We start from the raw sequence: 18,612 nt of genomic DNA, 5'->3' as shown, positions 1-18,612 counted from the left end.
CTTGTCCCCTTGTCCCCTTGTCCCCTTGTCCCCTTGTCCCCTTGTCCCTTTGTCTCCTTGTCCCCTTGTCCCCTTGTCCCCTTGTCTCCCTATCCCCTTATCCTCATAATTCCAATTCTTCCCAAGGAGCGGGTTTGCGTATTTGTTCCCAAATCGGGCTATAGAGAGCTTCGTACAATTCCCGTGCCATCTCGATCATGCCCACATATCCTGCATAGGGATGGTGACGTTCTTGGTTGATATCCAGGAAAGGAATCCGCGCTTTCAAAGCGGTGTATTGGTTACGACCACCGGCAATCAACATATCAGCGCCAGTTTCTTTTACCAGTTTCAGCAATTCCTGGGCGTTACCCTTCTCCATCATGATGCCATCGTTGCCGATTAACTTCTTGATCCGGGCTTTGTCTTCCTCAGTGCTTTTTCTCGTACTGGTAGCAACAACTTCTATCCCCAAGTCCTTAGCTGCTGAGATAATTGACCAACTCTTAACACCACCTGTATACAACACAACCCGTTTCCCTTTGAGGCGAGCGCGATAAGGAGCTAGTGCCAAATCTAAGGCAGCTGTTTCTTCCGCAATCAACTTTTCTGTGCGCTCTTGCAAATCAGCATCACCCAATTTGGCGGCAATATTTCGCAGACAACGATTCATATCATCGATGCCATAGAAAGATTCTTCAATGAAAGGAATGTTGTAGCGTTCCTCCATCTTTCTTGCCATATTCAGCAACGCTCTAGAGCAGATCATGACATTGAGCTTGGCACGATGAGCATAACGAACTTCGTCATAGCGAGCATCGCCCGTTATTTTGGATAATACGCGAATACCTAATTTCTCTAGCAGTGGTGTGACTCCCCACATTTCCCCGGCGATGTTGTACTCACCGATTAAGTTAATATCATAAGGCGTAGTTTCTGCCGGTTCTGCTGTACCAACTACATATTCCAGCAACGCTTCACCACCGAAACGATTACCCAGATTCTTACTCCCTATGAATCCCGGAGCAATTACCGGGATCACCGGAGTCCCAATTTTCTGGGCCGCAGCCTTACAGACAGCTTCCATATCATCACCAATCAAAGCCGTCACACAAGTAGCGTAGACAAAAACTGCGGCGGGATTATAGCGTTCCTTAACCTCTAGAATTGCCTTATAGAGCTTCTTTTCACCACCGAAAATCACATCATTTTCCGTTAAATCGGTAGTGAAGCCCGTCTTGTAGAGTAGAGGCCCAGACGAGAGACTACCACGACTACCCCAAGAATTACCAGCACAGGCGATCGGCCCGTGAACTAAATGAGCCGCATCAGTAATTGGGACAAGGGCAATCATTGCACCATCAAAAGCACAACCACCTTGAGCAGCGCCAGGTTGGGCTTGTTGAGTGCAAGACTTATTCTTCTTCTCACCTTGTTTGTGCTGATTGTGTTCACATCCTGGCTCATTCAGCAGCTCGTTAATTTTGCCTTGGGTACTTTTCATCTCTCTTCTCTTGCTGGATCGACGTGTTAATTATTTAGTTCTCCGTCTATTCACTAAGTAATAGACTTCCTGCAAAAATCCTCTCTTTACCACATGGAAATCAGATAATTCATGAGTTTCTATCTGTGTCCATCTGTGGATTAGTTTTCATAAAATTGACTTTTGCAAGAGCATTAATGACTCAAGACCATTGCCTAGCAAATATACTTCGTGATATCCTCTCCACATTCATCAGCAAGATAAGATAAAGCACGAAAACGCATTCCCACAAACTCATCATATAAAGGATTGAGTTTGCACAAAGCAGGAATATGCACAGTTCGGCCAAATAAACTAATATTTCGCTCAAAAGGACAACAGCAAGGAATTACTTGGCAAATTAGATGAGCGAGACGAGAATTTTTAACTTGTATTCCATCTACCAAACTACGTAAAGGGTTGAGAAGATTGTGAAACCAACCCGGTTTTTTATAGTTGGGTGGATGGTAGTTGTGATGAGAGTGAGTGTGATTGATACTTTCCATCGTAGATACCTCAGATAAATGTTTAAAAGAAAAAAGGTAAGTTGGGGATTGGGCAGAAGGCAAGAGGCATGAAAGAAATTCTTTTCTAGCCTCTAGCCCCTATTCTCTAGCCCTTACTCCCCCTCCTTACCCTTGATTAGCACGCTGCAATTCTTAACGAATCAAGTCGTAAGAAATATCGGTCTTAGAGGGAATATTGGTGTTGCGGTCGATTTCCTCAAAGATTGTATTAACAATCCAGTTGAGCAAGTTGATTACACCTTGGTAGCCGATGGTGCTGTAGCGGTGTAAGTGGTGGCGATCCATGATGGGATAACCAATTCTGACGAAGGGAACTTTACAGTCGCGCCATAGGTACTTACCGTAGGAGTTACCGATAAGCAAGTCTACGGGTTCGGTGAACAACAAGCTTCTCATGTGCCATAGGTCTTTACCGCCCCAGATGGTTGCATTCTGACCAAAAGGACTAGAATCTAGTAAAGCTTGGAGTTCTTTTTCAAATACTTCGTTGGTGTTGTTGACTAGGATATGCACAGGTTCAGCACCCATTTCCAACATAAAGCCAACTACGCTGATCACTAAATCTGGCTCACCAAAGATAGCAAAGCGCTTACCGTGAACCCATGAATGAGAGTCAGTCATGGCATCAACTGCACGACCGCGTTCAATTTCTAGTTCTTCGGGAATGGGCTGACCAGTTAGTTCGCTGAGTTTCATCAAGAACTCATCAGTACCCTTGATACCCCAAGGACGAGAAACTGAAGTGGGTTGCTTCCACTCTTTTTCAATGTACTCACGGGTTTTGGTGGTGGAATATGCTTGCAGAGCAATTGTAGCTTTACCATTAATGGAATCTGCTGCATCTTCTAGCTTTGTACCACCTGGGTACATATCAAATTCACCTGTGTTGGGTGAATCTAAATAGTCACTGTTGTCAGCGAGAATGGTGTAGTCAAAGCCGAACAAGGAAGAAATGCGCTTGATTTCCCGGTTGTTTCCTACATAGGTATCAAAACCTGGGATGAAGTTGATTTTGCCATTGCTGGTTTCTTTCTTCTTCCCTGCTGTCAGGTTAGAAAGAATACCCTTCATCATGTTGTCGTAACCAGTGATGTGGGAACCAACAAAGCTAGGTGTGTGAGCGTAAGGTACTGGAAATTCTTTAGGAACTGAACCAGCATCTTTGGCGTTGTTGATGAATGACTGCAAGTCATCACCAATTACTTCTGCCATACAAGTGGTGCAGACAGCAATCATCTTGGGCTTGTACAGTTGGTAAGAGTTCGCCAAACCGTCAATCATGTTTTGCAAACCACCAAACACGGCTGCATCTTCAGTCATTGAAGAAGACACACCAGAGAATGGCTCTTTGTAGTGACGGGTTAAGTGGGTACGGAAGTAAGCAACGCAACCTTGAGAACCTTGGACGAAAGGCATTGTGCCTTCAAAACCCACAGCAGCAAAGATTGCACCTAAAGGTTGACAACCCTTTGCAGGGTTAACGGTCAATGCCTCACGAGCAAAGTTCTTTTCACGATATTCCCAACCTTTTGTCCATTCGGCAACCCGTGTAACTTCTGCGGGGTCGTGACCGTTTTCAAATTCCTTCTTGTTTTGGAATAGTTGTTGATATTCCGGTTGGTGGAATAACTCAACGTGGTCTTGAATATTTTCTGGATTTTGAGGCATTTCTAGATCTCCAAGCTTACTGAAGTCGTTCGTTACTAATTTGCGGTGGGGTGTGGGGAGGGAGTGGGAATGTCACTCAAAATTCAGAATGCAAAAATCAAAATAAACTCTTAACTTTTGAATTTTGAACCTTGAATTCCCAACTCCCCCCTGGGGCTAATACCCCAGGCTGTCCCTACTTATCCCTTTTCCATTTCTCTAGGCGGTAGCTTTGGCTTTAGCTTTAGCTTCAGCTTTTTTGCTCCAGGGAGCGCCAATTAATCCCCAGGTTGGGCTGTTGAGTGCCAAATCCATGTCACGAGCGAAGATAGCGAAGCCATCATAACCGTGATAAGGGCCGGAGTAGTTCTTTTTATGGTTTAATGCTTTTAATCAGCCTAATGTTTGTATTAAGCAATGTCTGTTATAAACATTGTTCACTGTTAACACATTTATTTTTAGGCTAAATATAGGCTAAATCATAGCAATGCATAATCAGGGTCAAGACAAATATCAACAAGCCTTTGCAGACTTAGAGCCATTCTCATCTACCGACGGCAGTTTTCTGGGTTCAAGTCTGCAAGCACATCAGCAAAAAGAACACATGAGAACAAAAGTACTAGTAGAATTAGAGAAAGTAAATCTGCGTTTGAAGTCTGCAAAGGCTAAGGTAACCATTAGAGAATCAAATGGAAGTCTGCAATTACGCGCGACTCTACCAATTAAACCAGGAGACAAGGACACCAAAGGTACTGGGAGAAAGCAATACAATCTCAGTTTGAATATTCCCGCCAACTTAGATGGACTGAAGACAGCGGAGGAAGAAGCCTATGAGTTAGGAAAGTTAATTGCAAGAAAAACCTTTGAATGGAACGATAAATATTTAGGCAATGAAGCAATTAAAAAAGAGTTTCAGACTATAGGTGAATTACTAGAAAAATTTGAAGAGGAGTATTTTAAAACTCACAAACGTACTACCAAAAGCGAACATACTTTTTTTTATTATTTTTCTCGCACTAAAAGATTTACTAATTCTCAAGACTTAGCAACGCCGGAAAATTTAATCAGTGCAATTGAGAAAATTGATAAAGAATGGGCAAGATATAATGCAAGTAGAGCCATATCTGCATTCTGCATAGCATTCAAAATTGATATTGATTTATCTCAATATTCTAAAATGCCGGAAAATAACTCCCGGAATATACCAACTGATGCAGAAATAGCAACAGGAATTATCAATTTTGAAGAATATTTGAATAATAGAGGCAATCAAGTTAATCAAAACGTTAAAGATAGCTGGCAACTTTGGCGGTGGACTTATGGAATGTTAGCAGTTTTTGGTTTACGTCCACGGGAATTATTTATTCATCCTGATATTGATTGGTGGTTAAGTCCAGAGAATGCAGATTTAACATGGAAAGTTCATAAAGATTGTAAAACTGGCGAAAGACAAGCATTACCGTTACATAAACAATGGATTGAGGAATTTGATTTAAGGAATCCTAAATATTTAGAGATGTTGGCAGAGGCTATTAGCAAAAAAGATAATACTAATCATGCAGAAATAACGGCATTAACTCAACGAGTTAGTTGGTGGTTTCGTAAAATTGGTTTAGATTTTAAGCCTTATGATTTACGTCACGCTTGGGCAATTCGGGCGCATATTCTAGGCATACCAATTAAAGCAGCGGCGGATAATTTGGGGCATAGTGTGCAAGTACATACGCAAACTTATCAGCGTTGGTTCTCGCTGGATATGCGGAAGTTGGCGATTAATCAAGCTTTGAGTAAACGGAATGAAGTCGAGGTGATGAGGGAGGAGAATGGGAGATTGAGGATGGAGAATGAAAGATTGAAAATGGAGATTGAGAAGTTGAAAATGGAGTTAGTTTATAAGAGGTAGCTAATTCAATTATTTCTATGTAACCCTCTTCTGTCACTTTCCCTAGATAAAAAGATGTAATCCTTACCAGACAAGAGTTTCAGTCTAAATCAATGATTATATATATCATGTTAGAAAATAAAGCCACAAACCTAATCCCAGTCAGAGTTTTAAAAGTTGGCTTTAATTTTTGTTTTCGGAGAGTGACAGAAGCGGGGTAAGTAAGTCGGCGTGGAAATTTCAATGTATATCATTGCGAGTAGAACGAAGTGGAATGAAGCAATCACAAGGGTCTTAGGGTATTTTACATTCTGTTACATAGTTAGGTTTATTTGTGCCGACTTACTTAGACTTTTCTAAGTTACTTCCTGAATAATCTCCAAGGGTAACTCTAAAGCTTCTGCAATTTGCTCATCATTTAAACCAAACTGCCGTAATTTTTCAACCTTTTTAGCATGAACTATATCTTTGCTATCCTTTGAGAAGCTGGAAATATTAGAATTAGTTTTATTTGCTTGAGTTTTTGTTTGTTTATGACTAACCGTTATGCAGCCAATTATCTTACTGTTAATTGTATTATCCGCCAGAGAAAGATTGATATTACTGTGACGGTCTAAAACTGATTTAAGATTACCTTTATCAACTGGCTCATCAAAAATATCAGATAACAATTTTAAAAGTTCATAACCTACATCCTTAGCATGACCAGGACTACAGTGAAAAGCGTCTGCTATGTCCGAATAAGTTTGATACTTTAGGGTTCCCTCAATCACTCCACGCTGCAAGTCATTAAGATGCTTACCTGTCTTATGATAAACAGCGTCATCCACAAATTGTAATAGTTCGTGAACTTGCATATTTAGTAATTTCAAATGTCACAACGCATTGTAGCAAATTTTAGCCATATATTCCGTCAGTTTCCGCTTTTTTGGTATTTTTTGTGGCAATCCGTCATTTTCCGCTTTTATGTTTATTGACCTAGATGTAACATACTAAAGTAAGAAGTAAGCATAAGCAAAAAAATTACAAAACCAGTATGTTTTAAAATCAACTAAATCGAAATATATGTGGGATATTCTATTGCAAGTCGCAGTTGCATTTGTTGTCGGAGCATCTGTGGGTTATGCTTTTGAAGCTGTAGTTGAAGCTTTATCCAGGCATTTTGCTGGGTTATGGGAAAGTCTTGTCATAGCATCGCAAGAAATTTTTGGATATTTAACAGAAGCCACCAAATATTGCTTGGCTCTGTTAGCTCAGTTCTTAGATAACAACTGGTCAGAGATTGAATCATATCTTAGACAAGAATTTGGTTACCGAAGTGAGTGGTTGATTGGAATTTTCCGAGATGGATTAGATGTCTTTATTGAGATCGTAGATCCGTATCAGCAACATAAAGATCCAGTTGTTATTTCTGTAACGGCTTTGGATAATAAGCAACAAGCTGAAGTACAACTACCTACAGTTCAGAATCCAGTTGTAACCACACTAATTTTATAACTTTACATCGTATTTGAGGTATTTTAAAAATGGGTTTATTTTCATGGTTGGGCAGCTTGCTAGATCAGTTGATTTCATGGCTAGGAGAAGTAGTTGCTGCTTTTTTAGAAGCTTTGGTATATACGCTCCAAGAAATATGGTATGCAGCAATTGCTAGTGTTTTAATTGCAGCATTTGGTGTAGGTGTTGTCTTATATGCAATATTTATAGCAGGAGAAATAGCAGGTGAGACTTTAATGGAGGTTTGGGACCCTAGATACTATAACAGTGAACCCTCACAAGTTTTTAGTGTTAGGCAAGCACCTCAACATTCTCCTTTACCTACTCAGCGATCTGAAGCTAGAGTAGTGGTTTTAGAAAATTGGGAATCTTGATGGAAATTGTTGGATAATTATTAACCATTCACATCTAAACAGGATTATCTATGCCACGCTATTCTGAGAATATTTATACAGCCGTTGGTTTTCGTTCTTCTGAGCCAGATGGAAGTTTGAAAATAATCGAAGTATTTGGTTTACCTGGACAAAGAAATAAAAACGACAAAATAGTTATAACTTCCAAGACGCAAAGTTTTTTTGATAATTTAATAGTTAGAAAAATATTTCGTCAAAGTCGTAGTATCAGAAATTGTAATTTTGAAAAGCTTCTAATATGGCTTTATGATACTGAAGTTACAAATAAGGATAGAGGGTATGATATCCCTGAAATTGATGAGCGTGACTTAGTGATACCCTCAAATGTGTCAGCGTCAAAGTTAAAACAAATTTGCATTCTTGACAATGGATTAAAAGGAAATGAATATGAAGAGTGGCGAAGGATTGCTTATGAACTTTTTACTCCTTTATTTTCCGGGTTTATAGCACCTCCAGAAGTACCAGATATAGTTGCAGAAAATCCTTTTTTTAAAACTATGGGTTCTTTACTTGATCCTTTGGATACTTATGGAAAAATGAAACAAAATCTACTGTTTAATTCTTTAATTATCCAGATAGATTGATAGTGTAGCTTTAACTTTAATCTCTGATTTTTAAAATTTATTAGGGGAACTTGCAATGCCACGAATCGATACTAAACTTAATAAAGAGCTTAAATTTCGTCAAGCATCCGGCGAAAATATTACTTATCCAAACGATGTAGATAATACTCATCCAACATATAACAGTGAAAATGAATTAAATAAATCACCAGAATCAACAATAGATTTTACTCCTTATTTGAGAGAACCAAAATATACTCTTGAAGATGTGATATTACCAAAGAAAACTAGAAATCAAATCGAATCAACTATATGTGAACTGCAATATCAAGATTTAATTTACAAAGACTGGGGAATGGGCCAAAAACACAAATTAGATAAAGCTCTTTCCATTAACTTATCTGGACTGCCTGGGACGGGAAAAACACTAACTGCTGAAGCATTGGCTCACGCAGTCAAGAAGAGAATTTTAGTAGTCCCTTACCAACAACTTGAATCCAAGTATGTTGGCGAAACTCCTAAAAATATTGCTAAAGCTTTTGAGTTTGCTACTAGTCAAAATGCTGTTTTATTCTTTGATGAAGCTGATTCATTCTTGGGTAAACGTCTAGAAAATGTCAGTCAGTCTACTGATACAGCCGTTAATTTAACTCGTAGTGTCATGATATTACAACTTTCATCATACGAAGGAATCGTAATATTTGCCACTAATTTAATTCGTAACTATGACCCAGCTTTTATCAGTAGAATTCGCTGGAAAATCCAGTTTGATTTACCAGATAAAGAAGCAAGATGTAAGATTTGGCAAGTGCAAATTCCTCGGCAACTTCCTTTAGATAAATCAGTAGATTTCGCCGAACTGGCATCTCAGTTTGATAGTGTATCAGGTAGAGATATCAAAAATGCAGTTTTAAAGGCAGTAGTTTCTGCTGCGAAAGAAAACAAGCCTACAGAACAAAAACAGGTTACACAGTCTCATTTCATAGAGGCAATGACTGAAATAGTAGAAGCTAATAAAGCATCTGTCAAACCAGAATTGACAGTGACCCCTGTTAATGGTAATGGAGATTTGTCTTCTGAAAGGATTAAATCAATATCTAATTAATTTTTAGATAAATCATATTTCATCTATACACTCACAAGACTTTATAGAATGCGTTGTTGCAAAACACAACGCATTCTATAAAGTCTTGTATTTTTAAAAGAGCAGTCGTTTTAATCAAGGTTAGAATAAAAAAGAAAGTAGCGATCACTTTCTGTCTACATATATAGGAATCCGGCTTGATTCTTGAAATTATTTGCGTAGGCTGGGAGTGGGGAGTAGGGAGTAGGGAGTAGGAAAGAAGATTTTCTGAGTATACAGAGTTTTTTCAGAAATCAAATATGATTCCTATATTGAAAATAGTTCGGTATTTAATATAGATAATAAAAGGATGAATATTTGTAAAATGCGGATCGCATCTCTTGAATAGGGTGTGTTGTATATGTATGCAATGCACCTAATTAATTATGAGTATCTTCAGGAGGCGATCACGGTTGATATATATACGGGTATCAGTTGTAACTTTGTGTTAACGCTTACAATCTACTCATCGTCCACATCTGCAAATATAGATTCTAAGTCTCGATAACCACTAACTACTCGCACAATCACAACACGGCCTTCAAAAAGTCGATAAAAAATAATGTAGCCATCCAATGGTATACCTCTCAGTCTGGGGTCAAACTTGATGTAACTTCGCCCTAGATTTGGAAATTGAGCTATATTTTGGCACTTCTTATTAAATTCTCGAATAAATCTTTCGCCAGCGTTGATATTACGAACTAAAAAATAATCCAAAATTTCATCTAAATCTTGGCTGGCTTCCTTGGAAATCAAGTATTCCATCATTATTGAGCCTCACGCGCTTTGCGTAATTTCTCCTCCAATTGTGCTATTACCACTTCACCATCTACTACGTCTCCACGTTCGATAGAAGCCAGCCCAGCCTCTAGTTTTTTCTTAGTTTCTTCCTCCCATTCCTGATAACCCTTCTCCCATTCCTCCAGCAGTTTCAATGCTGTAACAATCACCTCTTCAGCATTTTCATATTTACCTGTAGCAATTCGAGTTTGTATAAATTGCTCGTATTCCGCTTTCAGTTGGATATTCACAATTTTTACCTCTAGTTAATTAACAATGTTACCTAGCCATACTTTCTGTTGCTAGTAAATCTCACAAGCCTAATAGCTATTATCTATGAATTTTTAGCAGTTTATCAACGCTAATGCTTATGTAACTAAATACTACAGACATAAGTTACAAATTAGTGTTTATATGGTGCGATCGCTCTTCCCACACCCCTGATTACACCAGCTATTTTACTCAAACACAACACCACGATAAATTTCCCCAAGTGGTAATTCTACCCCAACTGAATCTAAGAAAATAGATTGCTCTAAGCTGTTAAAATCACTGAGTAACCAACCTTGGTCTTTTTTACTGTAGCGTTCTATAAAAGGTTCATCTTGCTCAACTAATAGATATTCGCTAAAACTCAAAATTGAACGATACATCCGAAATTTACTTTGTCGGTCGTAATCTGCGGTGGAAGGGGATAAAACTTCCACAATCAAAATAGGATTCAATACTTCATCTAAACGAGGATCATTCAGTTGTGGTTCACCCTCAAAAACCATCACGTCTGGATATACTCCGCGCCGATGTTCAGGAATCCATAGCCGCAAATCACTATTAATTGGCTCAAATTGAGTATCACGTAGCAGAAATTTGAGAAATGCGAAAATATTTCCACTGATACGACTGTGTTTGAGCGTTCCTCCAGGCATAGGTACAATTTCTCCATCTCGATACTCGTTGCGTCCTTCGGTTTTTTCTTCGATCGCACGGTATTCATCTAAACTGTAGCGGCGTTTGATGGTAGAAACCATAGGTTTTAGCCGATTACATTAGCTGTAGGACAACATAACTATTTTGTCACAGATGTCAATGTTTTACTATTGAAAATCTAACAGGGCGATCGCGCGTTCGCGTAACGTGTCTGAAAGACTCAGCGCAGCGCTGGAGGCGATCGCACGACCTATGGGCAAATTGCTAGGATTGGATAAATCAAGCTTGCTTACTCAATCAACCTTAGGCGATCGTCATCGTATACAGAATTTAACTTTGATAATTTATAAATAATTAAAAACACCATGTTACCTACAATCGCTTGGCTGGGCAAGAATGAGCTAAGAGACTGCCATGATGCATTCAAAAACCCAAGACATGTCTTGATTTCTCTAATACTTCTTTGGGACGAAATGGTTTAGTCAGATAGAGGTCAGCACCAACATCAATTCCTTTTTGTTTATCAAATTCTTGTCCTTTAGCTGTCAACATCACAATGTAGACATCAGTCATTTGCAAGTCTTTTTTAACAACTTGGCAGACTTCTAAACCACTCATTTTAGGCATCATGACATCAAGAAAAACTAAATTTGGTTTTTCAGTTTTAATAGTTTCGAGTGCTTCTTCTCCGTTTCTGGCTGTGAGCAGTTCAACGCCCTCATCTTCCAAAGCTTCTAGGGCTTGTTCCATTAAAATTACGATGTTGGGTTCATCGTCAACAATCAGAACCTTCTGAGTCATATATAGCAATCCTTTCTATTTGATTTACCAACTATTCGTAGAGGCAGGGAGGAGAGAGAAAGGGAAGTATTTTTGTTCTTGTCCCCTTGTCCCCTTCCAATCCCCAAGCAATCAATGATCTGAAAGCATGATGAAGAATACATTCTCCAACTCCTTTTCAAACCTTAGGGTTTTTACCAGTTCGGTTTCTTGGGAGAAGATAGAATCGATAATGATCATGTCAGGTTTAGTTGAAAGGGCTTTATGAATACATTCTTGGGGATTAGAGGCTTCAATGACGTTATATCCTTGAGTTTGTAATACATCAGAAATAACTTTTAAAGTTGAGGCATTTTTATCGACAACTAAGACCTTTTTACTAGAAGTTCCTTGGGAAAGTAGTAAGCCAATTTCGTTAATCAGTTTCTCTGAGTCGATGGGCTTGGTGAGATAGCGATCAATGCCAATATGATAGCCTCTTTCTTTATTTTCAATAATTGACAGGATGATGATAGGAATATCTGCTGTCAGAGGATCATTTTTAAGGACGGCTGCCACATCAAAACCGCTGATTTGAGGCATCATCACATCCAGAAGAATTAAATCAGGACGGGCTATTTTAATCTGTTGAATTGCATTCATGCCATTTTTAGCTTCTCGAACATTGTAGCCTTCGTTTTCTAGTTGTTGACGCAGCAGTTCTCGAATGTTGATATCATCATCAACAATTAAGATAGTTTTGCGGTTTTGGTCTGGTACAGCGTTTGTGGTGATAACGTGTTCTTTTAGTTGTTTGACTAGGGCATCCAGATTTAATTTGCTGCTGGTATGGTCACTTTTGTAAGTGGGGACAATGAATGAAAATGTACTGCCTTGACCAGCTTCACTTTCTACCCAAATTCTCCCGCTGTGATGATCGATGATTTGTTTGCAGATAGGTAGCCCTAACCCTGTGCCTTTGGGTTTGTCGGTGAGGGTATCACCAACTTGGCGGAATTTCTCAAATACTTTCGGCTGGTCTTCGGGTGCAATGCCCACACCTGTATCGATGACGCTGACGCAAATACTGTCATTTGCTTGTTTAACACGGCAGGTAACAGAACCGTATTCGGTAAATTTCACAGCATTGGAAATCAGGTTGATGAGGACTTGTAATAGACGGTTGCGATCGCCTACTATTTGCGGCAGATTGTCTTCAATATCAGTGATTAGACTTAAACCATTAGTTTCAAATAATCCTGCTGTAGCAGTGGTGGCCCAATCCAATAACTCACCCGGATCGATGGGTTGCATCTGCCATTCCACCTTACCAGCTTCCATTTTGGCAATGTCTAAAACATCGTTAATTAAAGATGTCAGCCGTTCTGCTTCCGAGACAATAATGTTGAGATTGTCACCCACACGCTTGATGGTTTTTTGCAACTTGCGGTCTTCCACAGACAGCATCGGGAAGACATCGGTTTGCAATTTTTCTTGAATAATGGACGCAAAACCGAGAACCGAAGTCAGTGGTGTCCGCAACTCATGGGAAACTGTGGAGATGAAATCAGTTTTCATCTGGTCAATTTCCTTTTCTGCTGTCACATCTCGAACCAATAACGCCGCACCAAAGCATACAGCAGGTTCGTGAGCTAAGGTCTGCTTAAAAATGGCCGTTGCTACTGCCTGACCAATGTGTTCTTTGGCCAATTTAATTTCGGCAGCAAATACCTCTTGGGGATGGGACTGAGTTTGTTCAATCAAATTTGTTAAACCAGATATAGGCAGTTGTTGGTAGTGTCCATTGAGGGCGGTGGCTGTCAATGCGTGCATGGCTAAAAAAGCAGGATTGAAATGGGTAATTTGTCCGGTGGTGTCCACTACCAACAAACCATCCGCTAAGTTATCTAAAATGGCATTTAATCCTTGGGCTTCTGCGAGGGTATTTTGTAGTGCCGCCGTTCGTTCTACAACTCTGGCTTCCAGTTCTTGATTTAATTGTCTAAGAGCGATTTCAGCTTGTTTGCGGGCAGTAATATCAGTATTAATTTCCAGTATGGCGCAGGGCTGGCGGTCGAAATCCCGTTGTAATGTCCAACGGCTTTGCACTGTGATCAGTTTGCCATTACAGGTGAGGTGTTGCACTTCTCCTTCCCAATTGCCTTGCTGTAATAACTCTGCTACTACTTCTGCTTTGGGTTTGGGAAAGGTTTTTTGGATAAATTGATGAATACATTGGTCTTTGACTTGCTCACGGGCAAAACGGTAGAGATTTTCTGCACCTTGATTCCAGTAAGAAATTTTGTCCGCCATGTCACGCACAATAATGGCATCACTGGAATGATTTAACATATCCAATAACCGTTGATTTTCCGCTTCTGCCAACTTGCGATCGTGAATGTCGGTACAAGTGCCAATCCATTCCCGAATGCTGCCATCTTCGTCTAAAACGGGAGCGCCACAAACCGAGAAATGGCGATAGGTACCATCCTTACCCCGAAGACGGTATTCAGTTTGATAGATATCTCGGTTTGTCATTGCTATGTTCACAACGGCTACTGAGTGGGCCCGGTCATCGGGATGAACTGCATTTAACCAGCCCCAACCCTCAACTTCTGCTTCTGTTTGACCTGTATAAGCCATCCAAGTCAGCATTTCACTCCCAATTCCCAGTCCTTCTGGTGTTGTTGCCCACACAATTTGGGAAGTGGCAGTTACTAAGGAGCAATATCGCTCCTGAAGCCGTTGATTTTCAGCCTCTGCCAGTTTGCGATCGTGAATATCTGTGCAAGTACCAATCCACTCCCGGACGTTACCATCTTCTTCGATCACCGGAGCGCCCCAAACCCAAAAGTAGCGATAGTTGCCATCTTTGCCCCGAATGCGGTATTCAATTTGATATTGGCTGAGGTTGGCTACAGCAATACCCCAAGCTTCTCCGGTGTAACCACGATCATCAGGATGAACGGCATCAATCCAACCTCCGTTTTCAGCTTCAGCTAGGCTTTGACCTGTGTAAGCAATCCAGTCTTTAAGTTCAAAGCAAATTCCTTCTGGTGTGCTGACCCAAATAATCTGTGTATTAGTTGTCACCAAAGAGCGGTATCGTGCTTCGCTCTGTTTCAAGATTTTTGCAGTTTTTTGGTGTTCCTGTTGGGCTGTTTTCAGGTCGCTAATGTCTTCTACACTCGACCAGATCAGTTTTTGCCCGTCCTTTTCAATCATCTGTCCCCAGACTCTGAGTGAAACCAAGTGTCCGTCTTTGTGAATGTATTCTTTTTCGTAAGGCCCGGAGCTACCAGTTTGTTCTAGATTTTCTAGTATGGCTTGCTCAGTGGCGATATAGTTCTCAGAAGTAATTTGCCAGTAGTTAAGGTTGAGAGTTTCCGGGATAGTACGCCCCAAAATGTTAGCAAAGGCGGGGTTGATATCAATCAGTGTCCCATCTATTTGGCAAAGCACAAGACCAATGGGACATTGTTCTAAGAGGTGATGACTTGATTCTTCAAGTTGGCTAGGCATAATTGAGGTTTCCTGACTCGTGGATGTAAGTGGGACTATTAACAAGAGAATGCTTTCAGCAAAATTTATTGGCTAGGATGAGGACAACAAAACCAGGACAACAAGGTGGCGTAAAGCTTTAAAGAAATGGGGTGACGTTGGATTGCAAATCAAAGCACTGACTTGTTCCTGTCCTTGCGATCGCGCATCGGCTGGCACATCGTTGATCAGTTCTGCCCGACCGGATTGTATAATGTTGTCAATAATTCCCTTGCTTAATTGGGGTTGACTGTGATCGAGCAATAGTCCATATTCGGCTATGACTTCAAATACAGGTGTATCCCCAGTAAAAAGTAAAATCATTCCCGCAGAAGATTCAATTAATTGACTCATTTCTTGAAGTACCATCTGGGCAACCTGTCGCTTATTCAAGCTTGTCGTCAGTTGGGTTGAGATATCTTCAAACAAATCAATTTCTTGGTATCGCTCCAGTAATTCTTTTGCCAGTTCTTTTTTCTCTGCTTCTTGTTTTGCTAACAACGAAAGCAACATTGCTACTAAGCTGACTTTTTCTTCTCCTATGACCCAACCAATAATTTCTCCTGACACCTCAACTGGATATCGCTTGTTGGCAGTTTGCTTACCAATGGTTATGAGTTGTGTACCATCCGCCAGTTCAACATCAATGGCAATTTTTAGTTGATAAACTAACTCTTCCAGAAGAGGAGGTAACTCTTTTTTATGAAAAATTTTTTTGAGGTTAACTAAAGACATAAAAGACCTTATCTAAAAATGGGTTAAAAATTTCAAAATAAAAAAACCAAAAAAAGCGAAATTATTATGTGTTGTTTTGATACTTTGCGGAAACGAAAACTGCGCCCTTGGGAGGCTGGTATATTGCATGAAGCCGTGGGAATGAGAAATACAGAAAGTTAAGTTTAGCTTTCCCAGAAAAATTAGCACTATAACATTGCGAAAAACCGACTTCACTAGTAATCGATATTGCACTCATCTGTAAGCAACAAAACGTATTAAGTCTTTGAAAAAATACATTTAGTGGGATAGGAGAGACAAAGCAAGAGAAAATCGATCAACGTAGCGCAGAACTGGCCATCAGGCTAGCTAGCCTACTAGCAATTTTTTGGTACCATTGACAAAGTGGGCGATCGCCTACAACACAATCTAAGCAATGTCTACGACAAGTTCGCCTACGCAATCTTCAGCAGACTAGTAAAAATACTATGGCAAAGCGTAAAAAAAGCAATCTTCAGTGGATTAAAGAAACGCTTGAACTAAAGCCTGACCATCGCTGGGAATCTCCATCAGGCTACAAGATTTTTGTAGCCAATCGCGGGGCTGTTCGCTTCAATGTTCCCCATAATTGGTTTTTTGAGCCACAAGAAAAATCTTTCAAGTTCCGCGATCAAAAACCGCCCAAAGATGATTGCTGCTTAGAAGTATCTTTCAATCCTCTACCACCCCGTGACTGGAGCTTATTTCCGCTAAAATCCACTTTGAAGAAAATTATGGATGAAGACGAGCGCAACGTCATTGGTAGGGGAGAGATTATTACCGTCAAGCGCCAAACGGCTAAAATTGTCTGGACAGAGATTAAGTTTATTGATACTCAAGAAGAACCACGGGAAGCATTTTCGCGGACTTGCGTTGGTTTGGGGTCAAATGTTCAATGCTTAATTACATTTGATTATTGGGCAGATCAAGCAGAACAACTTACACCAGTTTGGGATGAGGTGATGCGTAGTCTCACACTAGGGTTGTATATTCGTGACCCCATGACTGGTGTGGCTTTCCCCGACTGAACTGTTATATCTGACGTTGCTAATTTTACCCAAAATTTTCTAGCATTGCCATGTCAGTATTCAAACATTGACCAAGTAAACATGATCTTTCTCCTAACAACTTAAGTAGAACGACTTGAAAAAACCAAATTATGTAAAGTAATGTAAAAGAAAATTGCATTTGTTTCGTAGTAAGAACTTCATTCCTTATTAGAGGACTAAAGTCCTCACTACAGACCTTTAATTATTTACACCATTCTACTTAGATCCTATGGAAATCATGAATGATCTGTGAAAAATTTTAAGTAATGTAGAATCGGCAAAGCTTACCATAGGTGTATTGGGAAAACCAAATCGGATTCCTATAGCTTTTGCTTAACTCGAATAGATATTTTGGTAATTTATGGAGATAAATATTGGATGTTAAAAACTGAAAATCAAATAAAAATATGCTACGCAACTTTAGCTATTGGTTATGAGTACAATCAACTTGCAAAGCAGCTAGCGCAAGATATTTATAGGTTATCTCCAAATACTTTTTTTGTAATTCTCACAGACAGACCAAAGCTTTTTCGTGAGAATAAACATGTAATCGCTGTGAAACACAATGTACAATCAGTAGGTATATTTCATGACAAACTCTGTTGTATAGAACGCTGTTTTCAAGACTTCGATTGTTGTATTTTTCTTGATGCTGATTGCAGATTAATAGAAAATTTAGTAGTGTCCAGGAATTGGAAACCTGGCTTAACAGCAAAAACCTGTTGGAGCTTGACAAAACATCTAACTTCCAAAAATAGTTTAACAAATAAGAAAGAATTAACACATAAGCTGGTTAAGGAAATTGCCGAAGAATTGGAAATATTAATTGATCAATGTAAATTTATATATGAAGGTGTTTTTATCATTCGTAAAAATAATGGTAAAGAAATAGAGTTTATGAAGATTTGGCAGCAAATTAGAGATTATTTGGAAATTAATGGGATTTTTGATGGTGAAGGTATAGCAATGGGTTTAGCTGCTTGTAAGACATCAATGGAAATATACCATTATGTTTCTGGTTATCCTGAAGAGAATGTTGATCATGATATCCAAGATGTCTATAAAGATAAAATATCTTACAAGTTATTGATTCACAAAAATGCTGAGAATCTTTCCACTGCTTTGCAAGAAAAAATTCTCAAATTTGACGGTGAAAGAAGGGAAATTACAAATCTATCTTTACAGGATAAGCTGATTAAAAAAGTTACTAACTCTATACTAAAAAAACTAAGATTGATAAAACTTAAGATGAGAAGTATGGAAAAAAGGAATTTTTCTGATTTTATTTAAAGTTTGAGCATTCTTAGAGAATAAACTTGACTACAGCGTTTCCGGCTGTTATGAGGTACAGTAGCAGCAATTAGCAAACCAGTTTCTTAAATGTTGAGGATTTATTAAGTCAAGTGCAACTGAAATTATTCGATCTACCATTTCTGTTGTAGTCGGTGAAAACATCCGTAAGAATGCCACTGATCAGCCAAGATGCTATCAAAGTAGTTTTCTTTGGTGGCTGTGCAATATGTCTCCCGAAGGTGACCACAAAACAGCACATCAAATATTTCGGGATTATTTAAAGAAAGTCGATCCCAATTTTACTAAGTAAGTCGGCGAGAAAAAATCAAACTATGTTAAGCAATGTAAAATAATTAAA

The 18,612-nt window shown here is 39.3% G+C and carries 17 protein-coding genes and 1 pseudogene; 7 read left to right on the top strand and 11 right to left on the bottom strand.

Annotated elements, in window-relative coordinates:
- Positions 1–103: 103 nt before the first annotated feature.
- The 4 genes and pseudogenes from nifE to ACM0OS_RS23310 all read right to left on the bottom strand — a co-directional run.
- Positions 104–1,483, bottom strand: a complete 1,380-nt coding sequence (nifE, locus tag ACM0OS_RS23325) for a nitrogenase iron-molybdenum cofactor biosynthesis protein NifE (RefSeq protein ID WP_414545561.1) — start codon at positions 1,481–1,483, stop codon at positions 104–106.
- A 194-nt stretch (positions 1,484–1,677) separates the two neighbouring features.
- Positions 1,678–2,007: a Mo-dependent nitrogenase C-terminal domain-containing protein gene (locus tag ACM0OS_RS23320; protein WP_414545560.1), complete on the bottom strand. Its 330-nt coding sequence runs from the start codon at positions 2,005–2,007 to the stop codon at positions 1,678–1,680.
- A 153-nt stretch (positions 2,008–2,160) separates the two neighbouring features.
- Entirely contained in the window at positions 2,161–3,696 is a 1,536-nt protein-coding gene (nifK, locus tag ACM0OS_RS23315) for a nitrogenase molybdenum-iron protein subunit beta (protein ID WP_414545559.1), read from the bottom strand.
- A gap of 198 nt (positions 3,697–3,894) precedes the next feature.
- Positions 3,895–4,053 (bottom strand): annotated as a pseudogene (locus tag ACM0OS_RS23310) (nitrogenase molybdenum-iron protein alpha chain); the annotation flags it as partial.
- A gap of 109 nt (positions 4,054–4,162) precedes the next feature.
- Here ACM0OS_RS23310 and ACM0OS_RS23305 point away from each other — a divergent pair.
- Positions 4,163–5,578 carry a site-specific integrase gene (locus ACM0OS_RS23305; protein WP_414545558.1) on the top strand — a complete coding sequence of 472 codons (1,416 nt, stop codon included), beginning with the start codon at positions 4,163–4,165 and terminating at the stop codon, positions 5,576–5,578.
- A 335-nt stretch (positions 5,579–5,913) separates the two neighbouring features.
- Here ACM0OS_RS23305 and ACM0OS_RS23300 read toward each other — a convergent pair whose 3' ends face one another.
- Positions 5,914–6,414: a hypothetical protein gene (locus ACM0OS_RS23300; protein ID WP_414545557.1), complete on the bottom strand. Its 501-nt coding sequence runs from the start codon at positions 6,412–6,414 to the stop codon at positions 5,914–5,916.
- Between the two features lie 208 nt (positions 6,415–6,622).
- Between ACM0OS_RS23300 and ACM0OS_RS23295 the strand changes: the two genes are divergently transcribed.
- The 4 genes from ACM0OS_RS23295 to ACM0OS_RS23280 are packed head-to-tail and all read left to right on the top strand — an operon-like array spanning position 6,623 to position 9,135.
- Positions 6,623–7,054 (top strand): hypothetical protein, encoded by a 432-nt coding sequence (locus ACM0OS_RS23295; protein ID WP_414545556.1) that lies wholly within the window; start codon positions 6,623–6,625, stop codon positions 7,052–7,054.
- A gap of 29 nt (positions 7,055–7,083) precedes the next feature.
- Complete coding sequence (locus tag ACM0OS_RS23290) at positions 7,084–7,428, top strand: hypothetical protein (RefSeq protein WP_414545555.1); 345 nt, start codon at positions 7,084–7,086, stop codon at positions 7,426–7,428.
- Between the two features lie 50 nt (positions 7,429–7,478).
- Positions 7,479–8,051, top strand: a complete 573-nt coding sequence (locus ACM0OS_RS23285; RefSeq protein WP_414545554.1) for a hypothetical protein — start codon at positions 7,479–7,481, stop codon at positions 8,049–8,051.
- A gap of 55 nt (positions 8,052–8,106) precedes the next feature.
- Positions 8,107–9,135: an ATP-binding protein gene (locus ACM0OS_RS23280; RefSeq protein ID WP_414545553.1), complete on the top strand. Its 1,029-nt coding sequence runs from the start codon at positions 8,107–8,109 to the stop codon at positions 9,133–9,135.
- Between the two features lie 480 nt (positions 9,136–9,615).
- On the opposite strand, the gene ACM0OS_RS23275 is transcribed toward ACM0OS_RS23280, so the two are convergent.
- The 6 genes from ACM0OS_RS23275 to ACM0OS_RS23250 all read right to left on the bottom strand — a co-directional run bounded on the left by ACM0OS_RS23275 (position 9,616) and on the right by ACM0OS_RS23250 (position 15,894).
- Positions 9,616–9,918 (bottom strand): type II toxin-antitoxin system RelE/ParE family toxin, encoded by a 303-nt coding sequence (locus tag ACM0OS_RS23275; RefSeq protein ID WP_414545562.1) that lies wholly within the window; start codon positions 9,916–9,918, stop codon positions 9,616–9,618.
- Between the two features lie 2 nt (positions 9,919–9,920).
- Complete coding sequence (locus ACM0OS_RS23270) at positions 9,921–10,184, bottom strand: type II toxin-antitoxin system ParD family antitoxin (protein WP_414545552.1); 264 nt, start codon at positions 10,182–10,184, stop codon at positions 9,921–9,923.
- Between the two features lie 207 nt (positions 10,185–10,391).
- Complete coding sequence (locus ACM0OS_RS23265) at positions 10,392–10,961, bottom strand: Uma2 family endonuclease (protein WP_414545551.1); 570 nt, start codon at positions 10,959–10,961, stop codon at positions 10,392–10,394.
- Positions 10,962–11,283: 322 nt separating this feature from the next.
- On the bottom strand, positions 11,284–11,661 hold the full coding sequence (locus tag ACM0OS_RS23260; protein WP_414545550.1) for a response regulator transcription factor: 378 nt from the start codon (positions 11,659–11,661) through the stop codon (positions 11,284–11,286).
- Positions 11,662–11,772: 111 nt separating this feature from the next.
- Entirely contained in the window at positions 11,773–15,141 is a 3,369-nt protein-coding gene (locus ACM0OS_RS23255) for a PAS domain S-box protein (protein WP_414545549.1), read from the bottom strand.
- Positions 15,142–15,213: 72 nt separating this feature from the next.
- Complete coding sequence (locus ACM0OS_RS23250; protein WP_414545548.1) at positions 15,214–15,894, bottom strand: GAF domain-containing protein; 681 nt, start codon at positions 15,892–15,894, stop codon at positions 15,214–15,216.
- A gap of 467 nt (positions 15,895–16,361) precedes the next feature.
- On the opposite strand from ACM0OS_RS23250, the gene ACM0OS_RS23245 reads away from it, so the two are divergent.
- Positions 16,362–16,940, top strand: coding sequence for a hypothetical protein (locus tag ACM0OS_RS23245; RefSeq protein WP_414545547.1), 579 nt, complete (start codon positions 16,362–16,364; stop codon positions 16,938–16,940).
- 399 nt (positions 16,941–17,339) lie between these two features.
- The gene (locus ACM0OS_RS23240; RefSeq protein WP_414545546.1) at positions 17,340–18,251 is read left to right on the top strand and encodes a hypothetical protein; all 912 of its coding nucleotides are present in this window, start codon (positions 17,340–17,342) and stop codon (positions 18,249–18,251) included.
- The last annotated feature ends 361 nt before the right edge of the window (positions 18,252–18,612 follow it).

Origin of the sequence: Nostoc sp. CCY0012, from assembly GCF_963920855.1 — a bacterium.
GTDB lineage: Bacteria > Cyanobacteriota > Cyanobacteriia > Cyanobacteriales > Nostocaceae > Cyanocohniella.
This window is presented reverse-complemented; position numbering and strand designations above follow the sequence as displayed.

Coding starts and splice junctions, on each gene's coding strand:
- nifE (WP_414545561.1), bottom strand. CDS start 1,483: ATGAAAAGTACCCAAGGCAAAATTAACGAGCTGCTGAATGAGCCAGGA.
- ACM0OS_RS23320 (WP_414545560.1), bottom strand. CDS start 2,007: ATGGAAAGTATCAATCACACTCACTCTCATCACAACTACCATCCACCC.
- nifK (WP_414545559.1), bottom strand. CDS start 3,696: ATGCCTCAAAATCCAGAAAATATTCAAGACCACGTTGAGTTATTCCAC.
- ACM0OS_RS23305 (WP_414545558.1), top strand. CDS start 4,163: ATGCATAATCAGGGTCAAGACAAATATCAACAAGCCTTTGCAGACTTA.
- ACM0OS_RS23300 (WP_414545557.1), bottom strand. CDS start 6,414: ATGCAAGTTCACGAACTATTACAATTTGTGGATGACGCTGTTTATCAT.
- ACM0OS_RS23295 (WP_414545556.1), top strand. CDS start 6,623: ATGTGGGATATTCTATTGCAAGTCGCAGTTGCATTTGTTGTCGGAGCA.
- ACM0OS_RS23290 (WP_414545555.1), top strand. CDS start 7,084: ATGGGTTTATTTTCATGGTTGGGCAGCTTGCTAGATCAGTTGATTTCA.
- ACM0OS_RS23285 (WP_414545554.1), top strand. CDS start 7,479: ATGCCACGCTATTCTGAGAATATTTATACAGCCGTTGGTTTTCGTTCT.
- ACM0OS_RS23280 (WP_414545553.1), top strand. CDS start 8,107: ATGCCACGAATCGATACTAAACTTAATAAAGAGCTTAAATTTCGTCAA.
- ACM0OS_RS23275 (WP_414545562.1), bottom strand. CDS start 9,918: ATGGAATACTTGATTTCCAAGGAAGCCAGCCAAGATTTAGATGAAATT.
- ACM0OS_RS23265 (WP_414545551.1), bottom strand. CDS start 10,961: ATGGTTTCTACCATCAAACGCCGCTACAGTTTAGATGAATACCGTGCG.
- ACM0OS_RS23260 (WP_414545550.1), bottom strand. CDS start 11,661: ATGACTCAGAAGGTTCTGATTGTTGACGATGAACCCAACATCGTAATT.
- ACM0OS_RS23255 (WP_414545549.1), bottom strand. CDS start 15,141: ATGCCTAGCCAACTTGAAGAATCAAGTCATCACCTCTTAGAACAATGT.
- ACM0OS_RS23250 (WP_414545548.1), bottom strand. CDS start 15,894: ATGTCTTTAGTTAACCTCAAAAAAATTTTTCATAAAAAAGAGTTACCT.
- ACM0OS_RS23245 (WP_414545547.1), top strand. CDS start 16,362: ATGGCAAAGCGTAAAAAAAGCAATCTTCAGTGGATTAAAGAAACGCTT.
- ACM0OS_RS23240 (WP_414545546.1), top strand. CDS start 17,340: ATGTTAAAAACTGAAAATCAAATAAAAATATGCTACGCAACTTTAGCT.